Source organism: Azospirillum sp. ST 5-10 (assembly GCF_051225715.1).
Classification (GTDB): Bacteria; Pseudomonadota; Alphaproteobacteria; order Azospirillales; family Azospirillaceae; genus Azospirillum.
The window spans coordinates 28,443-43,986 of record NZ_JBPJSP010000016.1 but is presented as its reverse complement, the minus strand read 5'-3'; the positions used below and the strand labels follow the sequence as shown (position 1 = coordinate 43,986).

13 protein-coding genes are annotated in these 15,544 nt (G+C 73.4%); 6 read left to right on the top strand and 7 right to left on the bottom strand.

Features of this window, described 5'->3' with window-relative positions; genetic code table 11:
• Nucleotides 1-132 precede the first annotated feature (132 nt).
• The 4 genes from cobA to ACSBPG_RS18110 all read right to left on the bottom strand — a co-directional run bounded on the left by cobA (nt 133) and on the right by ACSBPG_RS18110 (nt 4,325).
• Nucleotides 133-909 carry a uroporphyrinogen-III C-methyltransferase gene (cobA, locus tag ACSBPG_RS18125; RefSeq protein ID WP_435538600.1) on the bottom strand — a complete coding sequence of 259 codons (777 nt, stop codon included), beginning with the start codon at nt 907-909 and terminating at the stop codon, nt 133-135.
• 100 nt (nt 910-1,009) lie between these two features.
• Nucleotides 1,010-2,650: a cytochrome D1 domain-containing protein gene (locus ACSBPG_RS18120; RefSeq protein WP_435538599.1), complete on the bottom strand. Its 1,641-nt coding sequence runs from the start codon at nt 2,648-2,650 to the stop codon at nt 1,010-1,012.
• A 134-nt stretch (nt 2,651-2,784) separates the two neighbouring features.
• The gene (locus tag ACSBPG_RS18115) at nt 2,785-3,612 is read right to left on the bottom strand and encodes a Crp/Fnr family transcriptional regulator (protein ID WP_435538598.1); all 828 of its coding nucleotides are present in this window, start codon (nt 3,610-3,612) and stop codon (nt 2,785-2,787) included.
• Entirely contained in the window at nt 3,609-4,325 is a 717-nt protein-coding gene (locus tag ACSBPG_RS18110) for a helix-turn-helix domain-containing protein (protein WP_435538597.1), read from the bottom strand. The genes ACSBPG_RS18115 and ACSBPG_RS18110 overlap by 4 nt, the downstream gene beginning before the upstream one ends.
• Before the next feature lie 205 nt (nt 4,326-4,530).
• Here ACSBPG_RS18110 and ACSBPG_RS18105 point away from each other — a divergent pair, with 205 nt between their 5' ends.
• The 4 genes from ACSBPG_RS18105 to ACSBPG_RS18090 all read left to right on the top strand — a co-directional run bounded on the left by ACSBPG_RS18105 (nt 4,531) and on the right by ACSBPG_RS18090 (nt 9,295).
• Complete coding sequence (locus tag ACSBPG_RS18105) at nt 4,531-4,983, top strand: c-type cytochrome (protein ID WP_435538596.1); 453 nt, start codon at nt 4,531-4,533, stop codon at nt 4,981-4,983.
• A gap of 12 nt (nt 4,984-4,995) precedes the next feature.
• A complete protein-coding gene (locus ACSBPG_RS18100) occupies nt 4,996-6,348 on the top strand; it encodes a cbb3-type cytochrome c oxidase subunit I (protein ID WP_435538595.1) in 1,353 nt (450 codons plus the stop codon).
• 213 nt (nt 6,349-6,561) lie between these two features.
• The gene (locus ACSBPG_RS18095) at nt 6,562-7,368 is read left to right on the top strand and encodes a CbbQ/NirQ/NorQ/GpvN family protein (RefSeq protein ID WP_435538594.1); all 807 of its coding nucleotides are present in this window, start codon (nt 6,562-6,564) and stop codon (nt 7,366-7,368) included.
• 13 nt (nt 7,369-7,381) lie between these two features.
• Nucleotides 7,382-9,295 (top strand): nitric oxide reductase activation protein NorD, encoded by a 1,914-nt coding sequence (locus ACSBPG_RS18090; protein ID WP_435538593.1) that lies wholly within the window; start codon nt 7,382-7,384, stop codon nt 9,293-9,295.
• A 9-nt stretch (nt 9,296-9,304) separates the two neighbouring features.
• Here ACSBPG_RS18090 and ACSBPG_RS18085 read toward each other — a convergent pair whose 3' ends face one another.
• Genes ACSBPG_RS18085 through ACSBPG_RS18075 form a run of 3 tightly spaced genes read right to left on the bottom strand, consistent with a single transcriptional unit; the run spans nt 9,305 to nt 11,503 of the window.
• Entirely contained in the window at nt 9,305-10,462 is a 1,158-nt protein-coding gene (locus ACSBPG_RS18085; RefSeq protein WP_435538592.1) for a PP2C family protein-serine/threonine phosphatase, read from the bottom strand.
• Nucleotides 10,463-10,473: 11 nt separating this feature from the next.
• Nucleotides 10,474-11,208: an ATP-binding protein gene (locus tag ACSBPG_RS18080; RefSeq protein ID WP_435538591.1), complete on the bottom strand. Its 735-nt coding sequence runs from the start codon at nt 11,206-11,208 to the stop codon at nt 10,474-10,476.
• The gene (locus ACSBPG_RS18075) at nt 11,198-11,503 is read right to left on the bottom strand and encodes an STAS domain-containing protein (RefSeq protein ID WP_435538590.1); all 306 of its coding nucleotides are present in this window, start codon (nt 11,501-11,503) and stop codon (nt 11,198-11,200) included. The genes ACSBPG_RS18080 and ACSBPG_RS18075 overlap by 11 nt, the downstream gene beginning before the upstream one ends.
• Before the next feature lie 223 nt (nt 11,504-11,726).
• Between ACSBPG_RS18075 and ACSBPG_RS18070 the strand changes: the two genes are divergently transcribed.
• The gene (locus ACSBPG_RS18070; protein WP_435538589.1) at nt 11,727-12,968 is read left to right on the top strand and encodes an ATP-binding protein; all 1,242 of its coding nucleotides are present in this window, start codon (nt 11,727-11,729) and stop codon (nt 12,966-12,968) included.
• A gap of 55 nt (nt 12,969-13,023) precedes the next feature.
• Nucleotides 13,024-15,543, top strand: coding sequence for an ATP-binding protein (locus ACSBPG_RS18065; RefSeq protein WP_435538588.1), 2,520 nt, complete (start codon nt 13,024-13,026; stop codon nt 15,541-15,543).
• Nucleotide 15,544: the final 1 nt, after the last annotated feature.

Genomic DNA, 15,544 nt, shown 5'->3' with positions numbered 1-15,544 from the left:
GCGAGGAGAAGGAGAAGGGTCGCGGCGGTCCCCCACCCAACCCTCCCCCACTGCGCGGGGGAGGGCTCGCTCCTCCCCCCGCGGAGTGGGGGGAGGCTGGGAGGGGGGTCCGACGCGACGACCTTGGCGATCTCACGCATCCACCGCCTCCCTCAGGTCCTCCGCCTCGCCTTGCCACGCCAGGTGGGGCGCCAGGGCCACGACGCGGCCGATGACGATCAGGCAGGGGGCGGGGAGCGGCGCCACGGCGGCGCGTTCGGGCAGGTCGGCGAGCGTGCCGAGGCAGACCGTCTCCCGCTCGGTGGTGCCGGCGGCGACGATGGCGGCCGGCGTGGCCGGGTCGAGGCCGGCGGCGACGAGGCGGCGGCGGATCTCCGGCAGGCTGGCCAGCCCCATGTAGAAGACCAGCGTGGTGTCGGGATCGGCCAGGCTCGCCCAGTTGAGGTCGAGCGCCCGGTCGTCGCGGCAGTGGCCGGTGACGAAGCGCACGCCGCTGGCGAGGCCGCGGTGGGTCAGCGGGATGCCGACGGCGGCGCCGCAGCCGGTGGCGGCGGTGACGCCGGGGACCACCTCGAAGGGCACGCCGGCCGCCGACAGCGCCAGCGCCTCCTCGCTGCCGCGGCCGAACACGTAGGGGTCGCCGCCCTTGAGGCGGACCACGGTGCGCCCGGCCAGGGCCAGGCGCACCAGCAGCGCGTTGATCTCCTCCTGCGGCAGGGAATGGCGGCCCGGCGCCTTGCCGACGAAGACCCGCTCGGCGGTGCGCGGCAGCAGGGCCAGCACGCGCTCGTCGACCAGCCGGTCGTAGAGCACGGTGCGCGCCCGCTCGACCAGCCGCCGCGCCTTGACGGTCAGCAGGTCGGGATCGCCGGGGCCGGCGCCCACCAGGTAGACCCGTCCGATTGTCATCCGGTCCCTCCGTTCGCGCGCGTTGCGTGGGAGTGAAGGAGGGAAGGCCCGGCGGCGGCCGAACCCGAAAGGCCGCCGCCGGACATCCCCGACACGCACGTCAGTACGTGTCGGTCTTGGTGTTGTAGACGTTGAACTTGCCGGTCGGCGTGATCAGCTTCGGGTCCTTGATCACCGCCTTCAGCGTGAGCGTCTTGTCGTCGAGGACGACGATCGCCGATTCCTTGTCCTTGGCGTTCCAGACGGAGAACCAGACCTCGCTGCCGTCCTTGTTGTACTCGGGCTGCACGACGCGCCGCGCGCCGTCCTTGATGCCGGCCATCTCGGCGATGTTCAGGACCTTGTAGCCCTTGTCGAGCGCCTGGACGTCGAAGACCGCCACCGAGGAATGGATCTCGTCGTCCGGGTTGAGGGCGGTGTCGACCCACAGGTTGCGCGACTTCGGGTGGGTCTTGATGAACAGCGACCCGCCGCCCTGGCCGTCGACGGTCTCGACCACCTTCCAGGCGTGGTCCGGGTGCTTTTCCGGGTCGGTGCCGATCAGCGAGATCTTCTCGTCGCCGAGATGGCTGGTCGCCCACACCGGGCCGTACTTCGGATGGACGAAGTTGGCGCCGCGGCCGGGGTGCGGGATCTGCCCCTGGGTCTCGATCAGCGCCGCCAGCTTGTCCTCCTTGGTGTCGACCACGGCGATCTTGTGGCGGGCGTTGGCGGCGACCAGGAAATAGCGCCCGGTGCTGTCGAAGCCGCCGTCGTGCAGGAAGCGGTCGGCGCCGATGGTGGTGACCGTCAGGGCGTTCACGTCCTCGTAGTTCACCATCAGGATCTGCCCGGTCTCCTTCACGTTGACGACGAACTCCGGCTTGTGGTGCGACGCCACGATCGACGCCACGCGCGGCTCGGGATGGTACTCCTGGGTGTCGACGGTCATGCCGCGGGTCGAGACGATCTTGATCGGCTCCAGCGTGTCGCCGTCCATGATCACGTACTGCGGCGGCCAATAGGAGCCGGCGATCGCGTACGTGTCCTCGAAGCCCTTGTACTTCGAGGTCTCGACCGAGCGGGCCTCGATGCCGATCTTGATCTCGGCGACCTTGGTCGGCTCGGCCATCCACAGGTCGATCAGGTCGATCTTGCCGTCCCGGCCGATGGCGAAGAGGTAGCGGCCCGAGGCCGACATGCGCGAGATGTGGACGGCGTAGCCGGTCTTGATGATCGTGACGATCTTCTTGGTGCCGCCGTCGATCAGCGCGATCTCGCCGCTGTCGCGCAGGGTGACCGAGAACAGGTTGTCGAGGTCGAGGGAATTCATCGGCTTGGCCGGGCGCTGGTCGACCGGCACCAGGACGTTCCAGCTCCCCTTCATCTCGGCCATGCCCCATTCCGGCGGCTGCGGCGGCTCGTGCATGATGTAGCGGGCCATCAGGTCGATCTGCTCGGGCGACAGCTCGCCCGAGGTGCCCCAGTTCGGCATGCCCGCCGGGGAGCCCATCTCGATGAACAGCTTCAGCGATTCCAGCCCGCGCTCGCGGGTGATGTCGGTGGTCAGCGGCTTTCCGGTGGCGCCCTTGCGCAGCACGCCGTGGCAGCCGGCGCAACGCTGGAAGTAGATCTCCTTGGCCTGGGCGAACTCCTGGTCGGTCATCGGCGGCGGGTCCTCGCCGGCCAGCGCCGGGCCGGCCGACAGGCCGGCGACCGCCAGGACCAGGGACGCGGAGAGCAGCGACGCGGAACGCTTCATGGTTGTTTCCCCCTTGCACGAACGATTGCGCCAGTGATGGCAGCGCCGGTTGTCCCGGTCCTTGACGTTGGTTAGGTCGCCGATTGTCCGGCGCCGTATGGTGCCGCGGCCGTGCCGCGACGCCTTAGCGCGGATCAGGCGGGCACGCGGCGGCGCTCCGCCGCGTCCGCGCCGGCGTCCGGCCCCGGTTCGTCCGGGGCGCACAGGGCGCGCAGCGCCGCCACGTCGGCGATGCGGACGGTGTCGCGCCGGCTGTCGACGCCGTGGGCGCGCAGGCGCGCCAGCACGCGCGACAGGCTTTCCGGTTCCATGCCGAGCCGGCTGGCGATGACCGCCTTGCGCAGCGGCAGCACCACCTCGGCTGCCCCCGTCGCCTGCGGTGCCAGCGACAGCAGGAAGCCGCACACCCGCATCAGCGGGGTCTGCCGGCGCAGGGTGCGGATCTCCCGCGCGAGGTGGCGGTTCCAGCGCCACAGGCCGGCCAACATGGCCACCGCCACCGCGCGATGACGGTTCAGGCCGGCCAGGAACGGCTCGGCCCGCACCCGCACCAGGGCCGAGTCCGCCATGGTCTCGGCGGTGACGGGGAAGCGGCCGCTGGCGAACATCGCCGCCTCGGCGAAGGTGGCGACGGGCTCGACGATCTCGACGATGCTCTCGCGCCCGTCCTCCAGGAGGGAGGAGAGCTTCACCTGCCCGCCCAGCAGGACGTAGAAGGCATCGGCCGGGGCGCCGGCGTCGAACAGCAGGGTGCCGGCGGGCAGCCATTCCACCGCGGCGCCGCCCAGCAGGTCGGGCAGGACGTCGGCCGGCACCGCGTCGAACAGCGGCAGCTCGGCCAGTTGCGCCGGGTCGAGGCGCTGGCGGCGGCAGGCGCGCGCCGCGGCGGCGCAGCGCGGCCGTCCCGCGCCCCCGCTCCGCAGCGGACAGATCCGCCCGTAGGGCCCCGGCGCGCAGGTCATGGCCATGCCTCCTCGTCTCCGGCGCCGTTTCCGGCGCCGCCGCAGAAGGCCCGCAGGGTGTCCGGCTCCTTGAGCACCACGGTGCCGCCACGGCTGCTGTGCACGCCGTGGGCGCGCAGCTTGGCGAAGGCGCGCGACAGGCTTTCCGGCTTCATGCCCAGCCGCTCGGCGAGTTCGCTCTTCTCGCAGGGCAGGACGATCCGCGCGAGGCCGCCGCCCTCCGGACCGGCCAGCCCGAGGAGGTAGTTGGCGAGGCGGTGGGTGGTGGAGCGCAGCTTCAGCTCGGTGATCTCGTGGATCATGCCGCGCAACCCCGCCGAGGCCCCGGCCAGCAGGGCCAGCACCGCCTCGAAGCGGGTCTCGAGATGGGCGGAGAGGGGCGGGGCGGGGATCTCCAGCAGCCGCGCCGGCCCGCGGGTCCGGACCGTCGCCGCCCGGCGTGCGCCGGCGAGCAGCGCCTCGGTGCCGACGAGGTCGCCGGCTTCCAGCGGCTCGGCGGCGGTATCCGCCGCCGCGGTCCCGCCGGGGTCGAGGACGACCCGCCCCTCCAGGACGAGGAAGACGGCGCCGGCCGGATCGCCGGCGCGGAACAGGGTGACGTCGCCGGCGAGCCGGCGCTCGGCGCTGTAGCCCAGCAGCCGGTCGCGGTCCTCCGCCGCCAGGGGGGCGAGGACCGGCAGGCGGGCGAGGGCGCGCCGGAGTTCGTCGTCCATGACTCGGTCGGGGGAATCGGCATTCATGGGTGCACGGTACGTCGCCGCCCGGCCGCGGCCGCTTGACCACCGTCAAGGACCGTCCGCTCCCCCCTGTGGACTGTTGTCGCACCCCAGGCGATGGTTCCCGCGACCGCGGCCGCCGCCATCCGGGGACTCTGCCACTCTTTTTCGCATGCAAGACCATGCATAAAGGAAACGCGCGATGACGGAACGCTTTACCAAGGCGGCTGCGCGGAACATCTTCTACGGCGGCACGCTTTTCTTCGGCGTCGTATTCGTATCCCTGGTGGCGATGAGCCACAGCTACATCCGCTCGACCAGCACCGACGAATCGACCCTGAACGACGCGGTGATCCGCGGCAAGCACGTGTGGGAGAAGCACGCCTGCATCAACTGCCACACCCTGCTGGGGGAAGGCGCCTATTTCGCGCCGGAGCTGGGGAACGTCTGGATCCGCTACGGCGGCGACACCGAGCCCGAAGGCGCGCGCGACGCGCTGAAGGCGTGGATGCGCTCGCAGCCCTCGGGCATCGAGGGGCGCCGCCAGATGCCGCAGTTCAACCTGACGGACTCCGAACTCGACGATCTCGCTGCGTTCTTCGAGTGGACCAGCCGGATCAAGACCCAGAACTGGCCGCCCCACGTGTCCGGCTGAGGAGCGTCGACCATGAAATACGAAACCCAGAAGATCGCGCTCGTCTACTTCGCCGGCGCGATGGTCCTGTTCCTGGTGCAGGTGCTCGTCGGCGTGCTGGCGGGGACCGTCTACGTCCTGCCCAACGTCCTGTCGGAGCTGCTGCCCTTCAACATCGTCCGCATGATCCACACCAACGCCCTGATCGTGTGGCTGCTGATGGGCTTCTTCGGCGCCGCCTACTACCTCGTGCCCGAGGAGGCGGAACGCGAGATCCACAGCCCCAAGCTGGCCTATCTGCAGTTCGGGCTGTTCATGTTCGGCGCGCTGGCGGCGGTCGTCGGCTACGTCTTCCGCATCCACGAGGGGCGGGAGTTCCTGGAGCAGCCGACCTGGATCAAGGCCGCCATCGTCGTCGTGGCGCTGCTGTTCCTCTACAACATCACCATGACGGTCATCAAAGGCCGGCGCACGGTGATCACCAACATCCTGCTGATGGGGCTGTGGGGCATCGCGCTGTTCTTCCTGTTCGCCTTCTACAACCCCGGCAACCTGGCGCTCGACAAGATGTACTGGTGGTGGGTCGTCCATCTCTGGGTCGAGGGCGTGTGGGAGCTGGTGCTGGCCGCCATCCTGTCGTTCCTGCTGATCAAGATGACCGGCGTCGACCGCGAGGTGGTGGAGAAGTGGCTCTACGCCATCATCGCGCTGACCCTGTTCACCGGCATCCTCGGCACCGGCCATCACTACTACTGGATCGGCGCGCCCGGCTTCTGGCAGTGGATCGGCTCGATCTTCTCGACGCTGGAGGTGGCGCCCTTCTTCGCCATGGTCGTCTTCGCCTTCACCATGGTCTACAAGGGCGGGCGGCAGCACCCCAACAAGGCGGCGCTCCTGTGGTCGCTGGGCTGCGCGGTGTTCGCCTTCTTCGGCGCCGGCCTGTGGGGCTTCCTGCACACCCTGTCGCCGATCAACTACTACACCCACGGCACCCAGGTGACGGCGGCGCACGGCCATCTCGCCTTCTACGGCGCCTACGTGATGATCAACCTCGCCATCATCACCTACGCCATGCCCTATCTGCGCGGGAGCGCGCCCTACAACCAGGTGCTCAACATGTGGAGCTTCTGGCTGATGAGCTCGGGCATGGCCTTCATGACCTTCGCGCTCACCGTGGCCGGCGTCCTGCAGACCCACCTGCAGCGGGTGCTCGGCATGTCCTACATGGAGGTGCAGGACCAGATCGCCGTCTTCTACTGGATGCGGCTGGGGTCCGGTGCCGTCGTGCTGGTCGGCGTGGCGGTCTTCCTCTACGCCGTCTTCGGCCCGGCCGGCGCGCGCAAGCCCGCCGCCTCCGTGGGCGCCGGCCTGCAGCCGGCGGAGTAAGGGATACTCTCCCTCCTCCGGCGCCGCCGGGGGAGGGAGGGGCCCGCGAAGCGGGAGGGTGGGGGCAAGGTGTGGCACGAGGGCCGGCGGTGCCGCCTCGCGCCGTCCGAACTCCGGCACTCCCGGCGAAACCTCGCCCCCACCCGGCGCCTGTGGCGCCACCCTCCCCCGGCGGCGCCGGGGGAGGGCAGAGAAGCCAGTCAGGAATCCCCCATGGCCGTCCTTTCCGCCGTCCCGGCCGACGCCGCGGTCCCCTTCTACGAACCGGTGGGCGACGAGTGCGAGCTGTTCGCCCACGCCTTCCAGCACCAGCTGCCGCTGCTGCTGAAGGGGCCGACCGGCTGCGGCAAGACGCGCTTCGTCGCGCACATGGCGGCCCGGCTGGGCCGGCCGCTCTACACCGTGTCGTGCCACGACGACCTGACCGCCGCCGACCTCACCGGCCGCTACCTGATCAAGGGCGGCGACACCGTGTGGGTCGACGGGCCGCTGACCCGCGCCGTGCGCGAGGGCGCCATCTGCTACCTCGACGAGGTGGTGGAGGCGCGCAAGGACGTCACCGTCGTCCTCCACCCGCTGACCGACGACCGCCGCATGCTGCCGCTCGACCGCACCGGCGAGGTGCTGGACGCGCCGCCGGGCTTCATGCTGGTGGTCTCCTACAACCCCGGCTACCAGAACGTCCTGAAGGCGCTGAAGCCGAGCACCCGCCAGCGCTTCCTCGCCCTGGAGTTCGACTTCCCCGCGCCGGACCTGGAGACCCGCGTGGTCGCCCGCGAGAGCGGCCTGGCCGAGTCCCGGGTGGCGCCGCTGGTCCAGCTCGCCGGTGCGCTGCGCGCGCTGAAGGGGCAGGACCTCGAGGAGGGCGTGTCGACCCGCCTGCTCGTCTACTGCGCCACCCTGGTCCGCTCCGGCATCCATCCCGAGCGCGCCATCCGCACGGCGCTGATCGAGCCGCTGACCGACGATCCCGACGTGCGCCTGGCGCTGGTGCGCGTCGCCCAGGTCACGCTCGGCTGAGGGGGGCCGTCCCATGCTCGCCCTCTTCGAGCCGGAGGAGACGGTCGGCCGCCTGTGGCACCGCCTGGTCGGCGAGCGCGGCGCCAGCTACCCGCGCCATCCCGGGGCGGCGGTGGCCCTGGCCGAGCTGCGGCCGCGCCTGGCGGTGTTCTTCCGCGGGCTCGGCGGCGACCGCGGCGTGCGGCTGTGCGCCGGGGCCAAGGCGGCGTCCGGCCACCGGCTGTCGCTGCTGGGACGCGTCGGGCTGGGCGCCGAGCGGGTCGACCGCGCCACCCTCGACGGCGAGGCGCTGGAGCTGCCGGCGGTCATCGACCTGTTCCCCGAGCGCGCCCTGAACGAGGCGCTGTACGAGTGGCTCGCCGCCTTCTTCGCCCACGCCGCACCGCGCCGCGGGCCGCCGCCGGCCGACCCGCTGCGGGCCGAGATCGCCGCCCTGCGCGACGCCCGCCGCACCACCCTGGCGGCGCTCGGACGTTGGCCGGGGCTGCGCCCCCTCCACGCCACCCTGGCCGCCGCCTGTGCGGCGATCCGCCCGGTCCGCCGCCTGCCGCCGGCGGAGGCCGAGGTGGAGGCGGCGGTGCGGGCCCTGCTGGCCGACCCGGCCGCCGTCGCTGCGATGCTCGACGACACGGTGCCGCTGGAGCGCTGGACGGCGCCGCGCGACCACCGCACCGGCCTGCCGGTGCCGCTGTGGGGCGAGGCGCTGGCGCGCCACCCCGCGCCGGCCGCGGCCGAGGCGGCCGACGACGGCGCCGGCGCGCCGCCGGCCGCCCCGGCCGACGGCACCCGCCGCAAGGCGGCGCGCCGCGCGACCGACCAGACCCGGCGCGACGACCCGCTGATCCTCAACCGCTTCGAGAAGATCCTCGGCCTCGCCGAGATGATGAACCTCAACCGCGCCGTCGACGACGACGACGAGGCGGGGGCGAAGCGGGCGGCCGACGACCTCGACGAGATCGCCGTCGGCCGGCACGACCGCAAGGCCGCGACCCGGCTGAAGCTGGAGCTGGACCTGGCGCCGGCGGCGGCCGACACGGCGGCGCTGGCGGGGACCTTCACCTACCCCGAGTGGGACTGGTCGCGCCGCGTCCTGCTGCCGGCCCATTGCCGCGTCGTCGCCGAGCCGGCCGCCGAGGAGGGCGAGGACTGGGAGCCCGACGCCGCGGCGCGCCGCCGCATCCGCCGGGTGCGCCGCCAGTTCGAGGCGCTGCGGCCGCGCCGCGAGGCCTTTCCCGGCCAGCCCGACGGCGACGAGCTGGACCTGGCGGCGCTGGTGCGCCGCCACGCCGACCGGCGGGCCGGCGGCGTCGCCAGCGACCGCGTCTACCGGCAGTGGCGCAACAGCGCGCCGGACCTCGCGGTGGCCGTCCTGATGGACGTGTCGCTGTCGACCGACGGCTGGATCGACAACCGCCGCGTCCTCGACGTGGAGAGGGAGGCGCTGCTGGCGCTGTCGGCCGGGCTGGCGGCGTGCGGCGACCAGCACGGCGTCTTCACCTTCACCTCGCGCCGGCGCGACTGGGTGCGGGTGCAGGCGGTGAAGGACTTCGACGAGCCGCACGGCCCGGCGGTGGCCCGCCGCATCCAGGCGCTGCGCCCGGGCTGGTACACCCGGATGGGCGCCGCCGTGCGCCACGTGACGGCCCGGCTGGCGGAGCGGCCGAACCGCCAGAAGCTGCTGATCCTGCTGACCGACGGCAAGCCCAACGACGTCGACCACTACGAGGGCCGCTACGGCATCGAGGACACCCGCGTCGCCATCCGCGCCGCCCGCAAGGCCGGCGTCGCCGTGTTCGGCATCACCGTCGACGCCGAGGCGCGCGACTACGTCCCGGCCCTGTTCGGCCGTGGCGCCTACGCCATCTTCCCCCACGCCAACCGGCTGACGACGGCGCTGCCCGCCCTCTACCGGCAGCTCGCGCGGTGACCGCCCTCGTCAGGGGCGGCGGGCGATCCACACCGCGGTGAGGTCGTCGCGCAAGGGGCGGCCGACCCGCGCGAAGAAGCGGTCGAGCAGCCGGTCGAGCGGGCGCCCGCGGTCGGCCGCGGCGTCGCGCACCAGATCGGCCACCGCCGGCTGGCCGAAGCAGGCGCCGGCGGCGTCGCGGCTCTCGATCAGGGCGTCGCTGTAGAGGAACAGGAAGGCGCCGGGCGGCATGGCCACGGTGCGGTTGACGTAGTGCGCCTTGCGCGAGACCCCCAGCAGGAGCCCGGCCGAATCGAGCAGCCGCACCGTGCCGTCGCGCGTCCCCACGGCCGGGTTGGGGGAGCCGGCGCCGGCGTAGGTCAGGGTGTCGGCCTCGACGTCGAGGACGGCGGCGAAGGCGGTGGCGAACTGGCCGACGGGCAGCACCTCCTTGAGCGCGGCGTTGAGCTGCACCAGCCAGCCCGCCGGGTTCTCGGCCGACATCGGGATGCGCTCGATCAGGGTGTGCAGGCGGAAGGTGTTGATCGCCGCCGTGATGCCGTGGCCGGCGAAGTCGGCCACCAGCACGCCGATCCGGCGGTGGTCCAGCGAGCGCACCGTCCACAGATCGCCGCCCAGCTCCGACGACGTCTCGAAATGGGCGGCGATGGCGAGGCCGTAGCGCAGGCCGATGGCGTCCACCAGGACCGGGTCGGGCAGCAGCGAGAGCTGCATCGCCTGGGCGTGCGCCAGCTCGCGCTGCACGCGGGCGCGGTAGGTCGACAGCTCGGCGAAGAGCTGGCGCTTCTCCAGGTGGTGGCGCACGCGGGCGACGCACTCGCCGGGGCGGATCGGCTTGGAGATGAAGTCGTTGCCGCCCGCCTCGAAGCAGCGCACCTGCTCGTCGTCGCCGTCCAGCGCCGTCTGGAACAGCACCGGCAGCTCGGCGTGCTCGGGCTCCTGGCGCAGGCGGCGGCACATCTCCAGCCCGTCCATGACCGGCATGTCGACGTCGAGAAGCACCAAGTCGGGCTGGAACCGCGCGACCTTGCGCAGGCCTTCCTCGCCGTCCGCCGCGAACTCGATCCCGCCGACGCCGGCGCGCCGGATCACCAGCGCCAGGGAGTTCCGGTTGAAGGCGTTGTCGTCGACGATGAGCACGCGGCTGTCGGTGAGCGAAAGCGCCATGTCGCCCCCCGTCACCGGTCGAAGCGCAAGGTGGTGCAGCGTCCGCCGTCGCTGATGGCGACCCGGCGGGCCAAGGTGCGCATGAACACCAGGCCGCGCCCGAACGGGGCCGCGCCGCCGGCCGGCGCGGGGGCCGCCGCCGCCTCGAAGCCGGCGCCCTGGTCGGCGACGGCGATCTCCAGCCCGCCGCCGTCCCAGCGCACCAGGAGTTCGGTGCGCCGCTGGCGCAGGCGGGCGTCGGCCAGGCGCTCCGTCACCAGCCGGCTGTAGTGGCGGAAGCCGTCGGGATGGTCGCGGGCGGCGCTGGCGACGCCGAGGTTGCCGTGCACCACGGCGTTGGCGACCGCCTCGTGCAGGCACAGCTCCACCGGCGCCCGGCGGTCGATGGCGAGGACGCCGCGCCGGCCCAGGGCGTCGCACACCAGGACGGCGATGTGGATGCCGAACGCCGTCGCCGTGGTCAGCGACAGGAAGAATCCCTGCTCGACCGGGCGGACCGCCGACCAGTCGCCCGGCGCCCCGCCGTCCTCGCCCAGCTCCACCACGTAGAAGGCATCGCCGGCCAGGGCCTCGGCGATCCGGTCGCGGTCGCAGCCGTGGGGCAGCAGGACGGCGATGCCGGCGGCGGGGGCCGTCCCGCCGCCGGCCGGGCCGAAGCGGGCGGCGACCCGCACCGCCTGGTCGTCGGGGATGCGGTCGGGCGGCACGCAGAGCACCCGCGCGCCGCGCGGCGCCTCAGCACTCAATGGACAGGATCTCGTCGATCTTCGCCAGTTCGATGGAGCGCCGCACGTCGCCGCGGGGATCGCGGACGACCAGCCTGACGTTCCTCTGCTCCGCCTCCTCGTGGAGGATGAGCAGCATGCCGAGGCCGGCCGAGTCGATGAAGGTCAGGTCCGACAGGTCGACCACGAAGCGCTGCGCCTCGGGCCCGTCGAGCAGCGCCACGAGGTCGCGCAACCGCTCGTGGTCGGCGAACTCGAGCCGGCCGTTCAGTCGTGCCTCGATCGCCTCCGGTGTCGTGCGCGCTTGGAACTCCATCGCATCCTCGCCCTGTTCGCACCCGCCGTCCGCCGTGAACCGGCGACGACGGCAAGTGTCATGATGTTGCAACAAAGTCGTCGTGGCTGCATCGACTGTCAAACGGTGTTCCTTATGGCGGGCGCACGGCATATTTTCAACACATTTACTGTGCATGCGACAATTGAATCGATGCCCATGGCAGGAGTACAACCGTCCCGAGGCGGGGCAGGGTGACGGGGCGATGACCGGCGCGCGCGGCGGCGACCAGGATACGAAGCGCGAGCGGACCGTCCTGCGCACCGCGCTGGACGCCCTCGACCAGGGGCTGGTCGTGGTGGACGGCGGCCTGCGGCTGGTCCTGTCGAACCGCCGGGCGGCCGAGCTGCTGGACGTCGATCCGGCCTGGCTCGCCGCCGGCGCGTCCTATCCCGAGCTGGTCGCCCATCAGGCGGCCAGAGGCGCCTTCGCGGAGCCGACCGACGATCCCGACGCCCGCGGCGCCTGGGACGAGGCGCTGACCGTCCCGACCACCTTCAAGCGGCGCCGGCCCGACGGCGCGGTGATCGAGGTGCGCTCCCGGCCGCTGGGGTCCGAGCCGCCGGGCGGCGGATTCGTGCGCACCTTCACCGACGTGACGGCGGAGGCGCGCGCGGCCGAGGAGATGTTCGACGCCCTCCGGGCGCAGGCGCAGGCCTACGCCGAGCTGCGGGACACCCAGGCCAGCCTGGTGCAGGCGGAGAAGATGGCGTCGCTCGCCGTGCTGGTGGCCGGCGTGGCCCACGAGATCAACACCCCCGTCGGCATCGCCTACGGCTGCGCCACCCACCTGTCGGGGCGGACCGGCGGCCTCGCCGCGGCGCTGGAGGCGCAGACGCTGACCCGCTCGGACCTGGCCGCCTACGCCGCCGCCGCGACCGAGGCCGCCCGCCTGATCGAGCAGAACCTGGGACGCGCCGCGGCGCTGATCCGCAGCTTCAAGCAGGTCGCCGTCGACCGGACCAGCGAGGAGCGGCGGCGCTTCGACCTCACCGCCTATCTGCGCGAGGTGGTCGTCTCCCTGGGGCCGCACCTGAAGCCGGGCGGACACGCGATCGCCGTGACCGGCCCGGAGGGGCTGGCGATGGACAGCTATCCCGGCGCCCTGGCCCAGGTCGTCGCCAACCTGGCGATGAACGCGCTGGCCCACGCCTACGACGGCCGGCGCGGCGGCCGCATGACCCTGAGCGCCGGCATGCCGCGGGACGGCGAGGTGGAGATCCGCTTCGCCGACGACGGCGCCGGCATCCCGGCCGACGTCCTGCCGAGGATCTTCGAACCCTTCTTCACCACGCGCCGCGGCAGCGGCGGCAGCGGGCTGGGATTGCACATTGTTTTCAATCTCGTGACACAAACGTTAAGTGGTCGGATCGCCGTTGACAGCACCCCCGGTGGTGGCGCCACATTCACCGTGCGCCTGCCATGCCGGGCTCCCCAGCGGGGCTGAGGCGGCCTTTGCCGTGGCGGCGGGCCCCGGGCCGATCGCCATGAAAGACCGTCCGATGACCGCGCGCGCCGCCGCCGAGGCCCTGTTCGACGCCATCCCCTTCGCCGAGGAGCGTGCGCCGGCCGCCGCGGCCACCGCCGCCGCGCCGTGGCCGGTGCTGGTGGTCGACGACGAGCCGGACGTCCACGCCATGACGGCGCTGCTGCTCGGCGACGTCGTCTTCCTCGGCCGGCCGCTGGAGCTGATCGCCGCCGCGTCGGCCGGCGAGGCGCGGGCGGTGCTGGCGGCGCGGCGCGACATCGCCGTGGTCCTGCTCGACGTGGTGATGGAGGACGACCGCGCCGGCCTCGCCCTGGTCCGCTGGATCCGCGAGGACCTGGGCAACCGCGAGGTCCGCATCGTCCTGCGCACCGGGCAGCCCGGCGAGGCGCCGCCGCGCCGGGTGATCGTCGACTGCGACATCGACGACTACACGCCCAAGGCCGACCTGTCGGCCGAGCGCCTGTTCACGGCGGTGGTGACGGCGCTGCGCGCCTACGACCACATCGCCGCCGTCGAGCGGCGGGTGGCGGAGCGCACCCGCGCCCTGACGGAAAGCCGCGAGCATCTGCGCGAGGTCCTGGAGGCGAGCCCCGTCGGCGTCTGCGCCTTCGACGCCGACGGCGCGATCGTCTTCGCCAACGCGCGCCTGACCCACCTGCTGGGCGTCGGCCGCGCGGCGCTGCTGGGCGGCCCGGCCGCCCGCCTGTTCGCCGACGACCCGGAGCAGGCGCGGTCGGTCGCCTGGATCCTCGCGCAGCGCCAGATCCGCGACGCCGAGCTGCGGATGCGCCGGGCCGACGGGTCGGAGTTCTGGGCGCTGGTGTCGGGCGACCCGACGCGGCTGGACGGCCGGCCGGCCTATCTCGCCTGGATCTACGACATCACCCGGCGCAAGCACAGCGAGCGCGACCTGCAGGAGGCCAAGGAGCGGGCCGAGCAGGCGACCGCCGCCAAGTCCGCCTTCCTCGCCACCATGAGCCACGAGATCCGCACGCCGATGAACGGCGTGCTCGGCATGCTGGAGCTGCTGGAGCGCACCGCCCTCGACGCGGTGCAGGGCGACGCCGTGGCGACGATGCGCGACTCGGCGACGGCGCTGCTGCGCATCATCGACGACATCCTCGACTTCTCGAAGATCGAGGCGGGACGCCTCGAGCTGGAGCGGGTGCCGCTGTCGCTCGCCGCCGTCGTCGACGGCGTCGCCGCCGTTCTGGTCCCGGCGGCGCGGGCCAAGGGGCTGGACCTGCTGGCCGAGGTCGATCCGGCGGTCCCGCCGGTGCTGCTCGGCGATCCGCTGCGGCTGCGCCAGATCCTCGTCAACCTCGGCGGCAACGCCGTCAAGTTCACCGAGGCGGGCCGCGTCGCCGTGCGGGCCCGCCTCGCCGGCCGGGACGAGGCCGGCGCCCACGTCGTGCTGGAGGTCAGCGACACCGGGATCGGCATCGCGCCGGCGGTGCGCGAGCGCCTGTTCGAGCCGTTCACCCAGGCGGAGAGCTCCACCGCGCGGCGCTACGGCGGCACCGGGCTCGGCCTGTCGATCTGCCGGCGCCTGGTCACGCTGATGGGCGGCACCATCGCCGTCGACAGCGCACCCGGCGCCGGCTCCACCTTCCGCGTCGCGGTGACCCTGGCGGAGGCGGCCGGCCCGCTCCGGGACGACGGCGGCCGCTCCCTCGCCCTGCCGCCGCCCGCGCCGGCGGTCCGGCCGGCCGCCGCGGCGCCCCCGGCGCCGGGCATGGAGGCGCCCCCGGCGCCGGGCATCGAGGCGGCGGCGGCGCAGGGCCGCCTCGTCCTGGTGGCCGAGGACAACGCCACCAACCGCAAGGTCGTCGCCCGCCAGCTCGACGCGCTGGGTTGTGCGGCGGTCCTCGTCGGGTCGGGCGAGGAGGTGCTGGCGGCGCTGCGGGAGCGCCGCTACGGGCTGCTGCTGACCGACTGCCACATGCCGGGAATGGATGGCCTGGCCCTGGTCCGCCGCATCCGCGCGCTGGAGGCGGGCGGGCGGTGGCGCCTGCCGGTGGTCGCCGTGTCGGCCGACGTCGGCGACGGCGCGGCCGGCGACGATCGGTTCCGCACCGCCGGCATGGACGGCTGGCTGGCCAAGCCCCTCGACCTCGACCGTCTCGCCGCGGTGCTGGAGCGCTGGCTGCCGCCGGCGGTCACCGCCGCCGGGGCTTCCGGGGCCGTCGGGGCCGTCGGGGCGGTGGATCCGACCGCCCTGCGCGCCCTGTGCGGCGGCGACGCCGGCCTGGCGGCGGCGATGCTCGACGAGTTCGTCGCCGTCGGCCGCGGCATCCTCGACGGCCTGCGGGCCGCGGTCGCGGCCGGCGACGCCGCGGCGGTGCGCAGCGGCGCCCACAACCTGAAGGGTTCCGCCCGCACCGCCGGCGCCGGTCCGCTCGCCGCCGCCGCCCGCGACCTGGAGCGGGCCGCCGCCGCGGGGGCGGACGCCGGCACGCTGGGGGCACTGGCCGCCGCCGTCGACGCGGCGTTCGCCGCGGTGGCGGCGGTCGGCGCCGCGCCGGCCGGGTAGC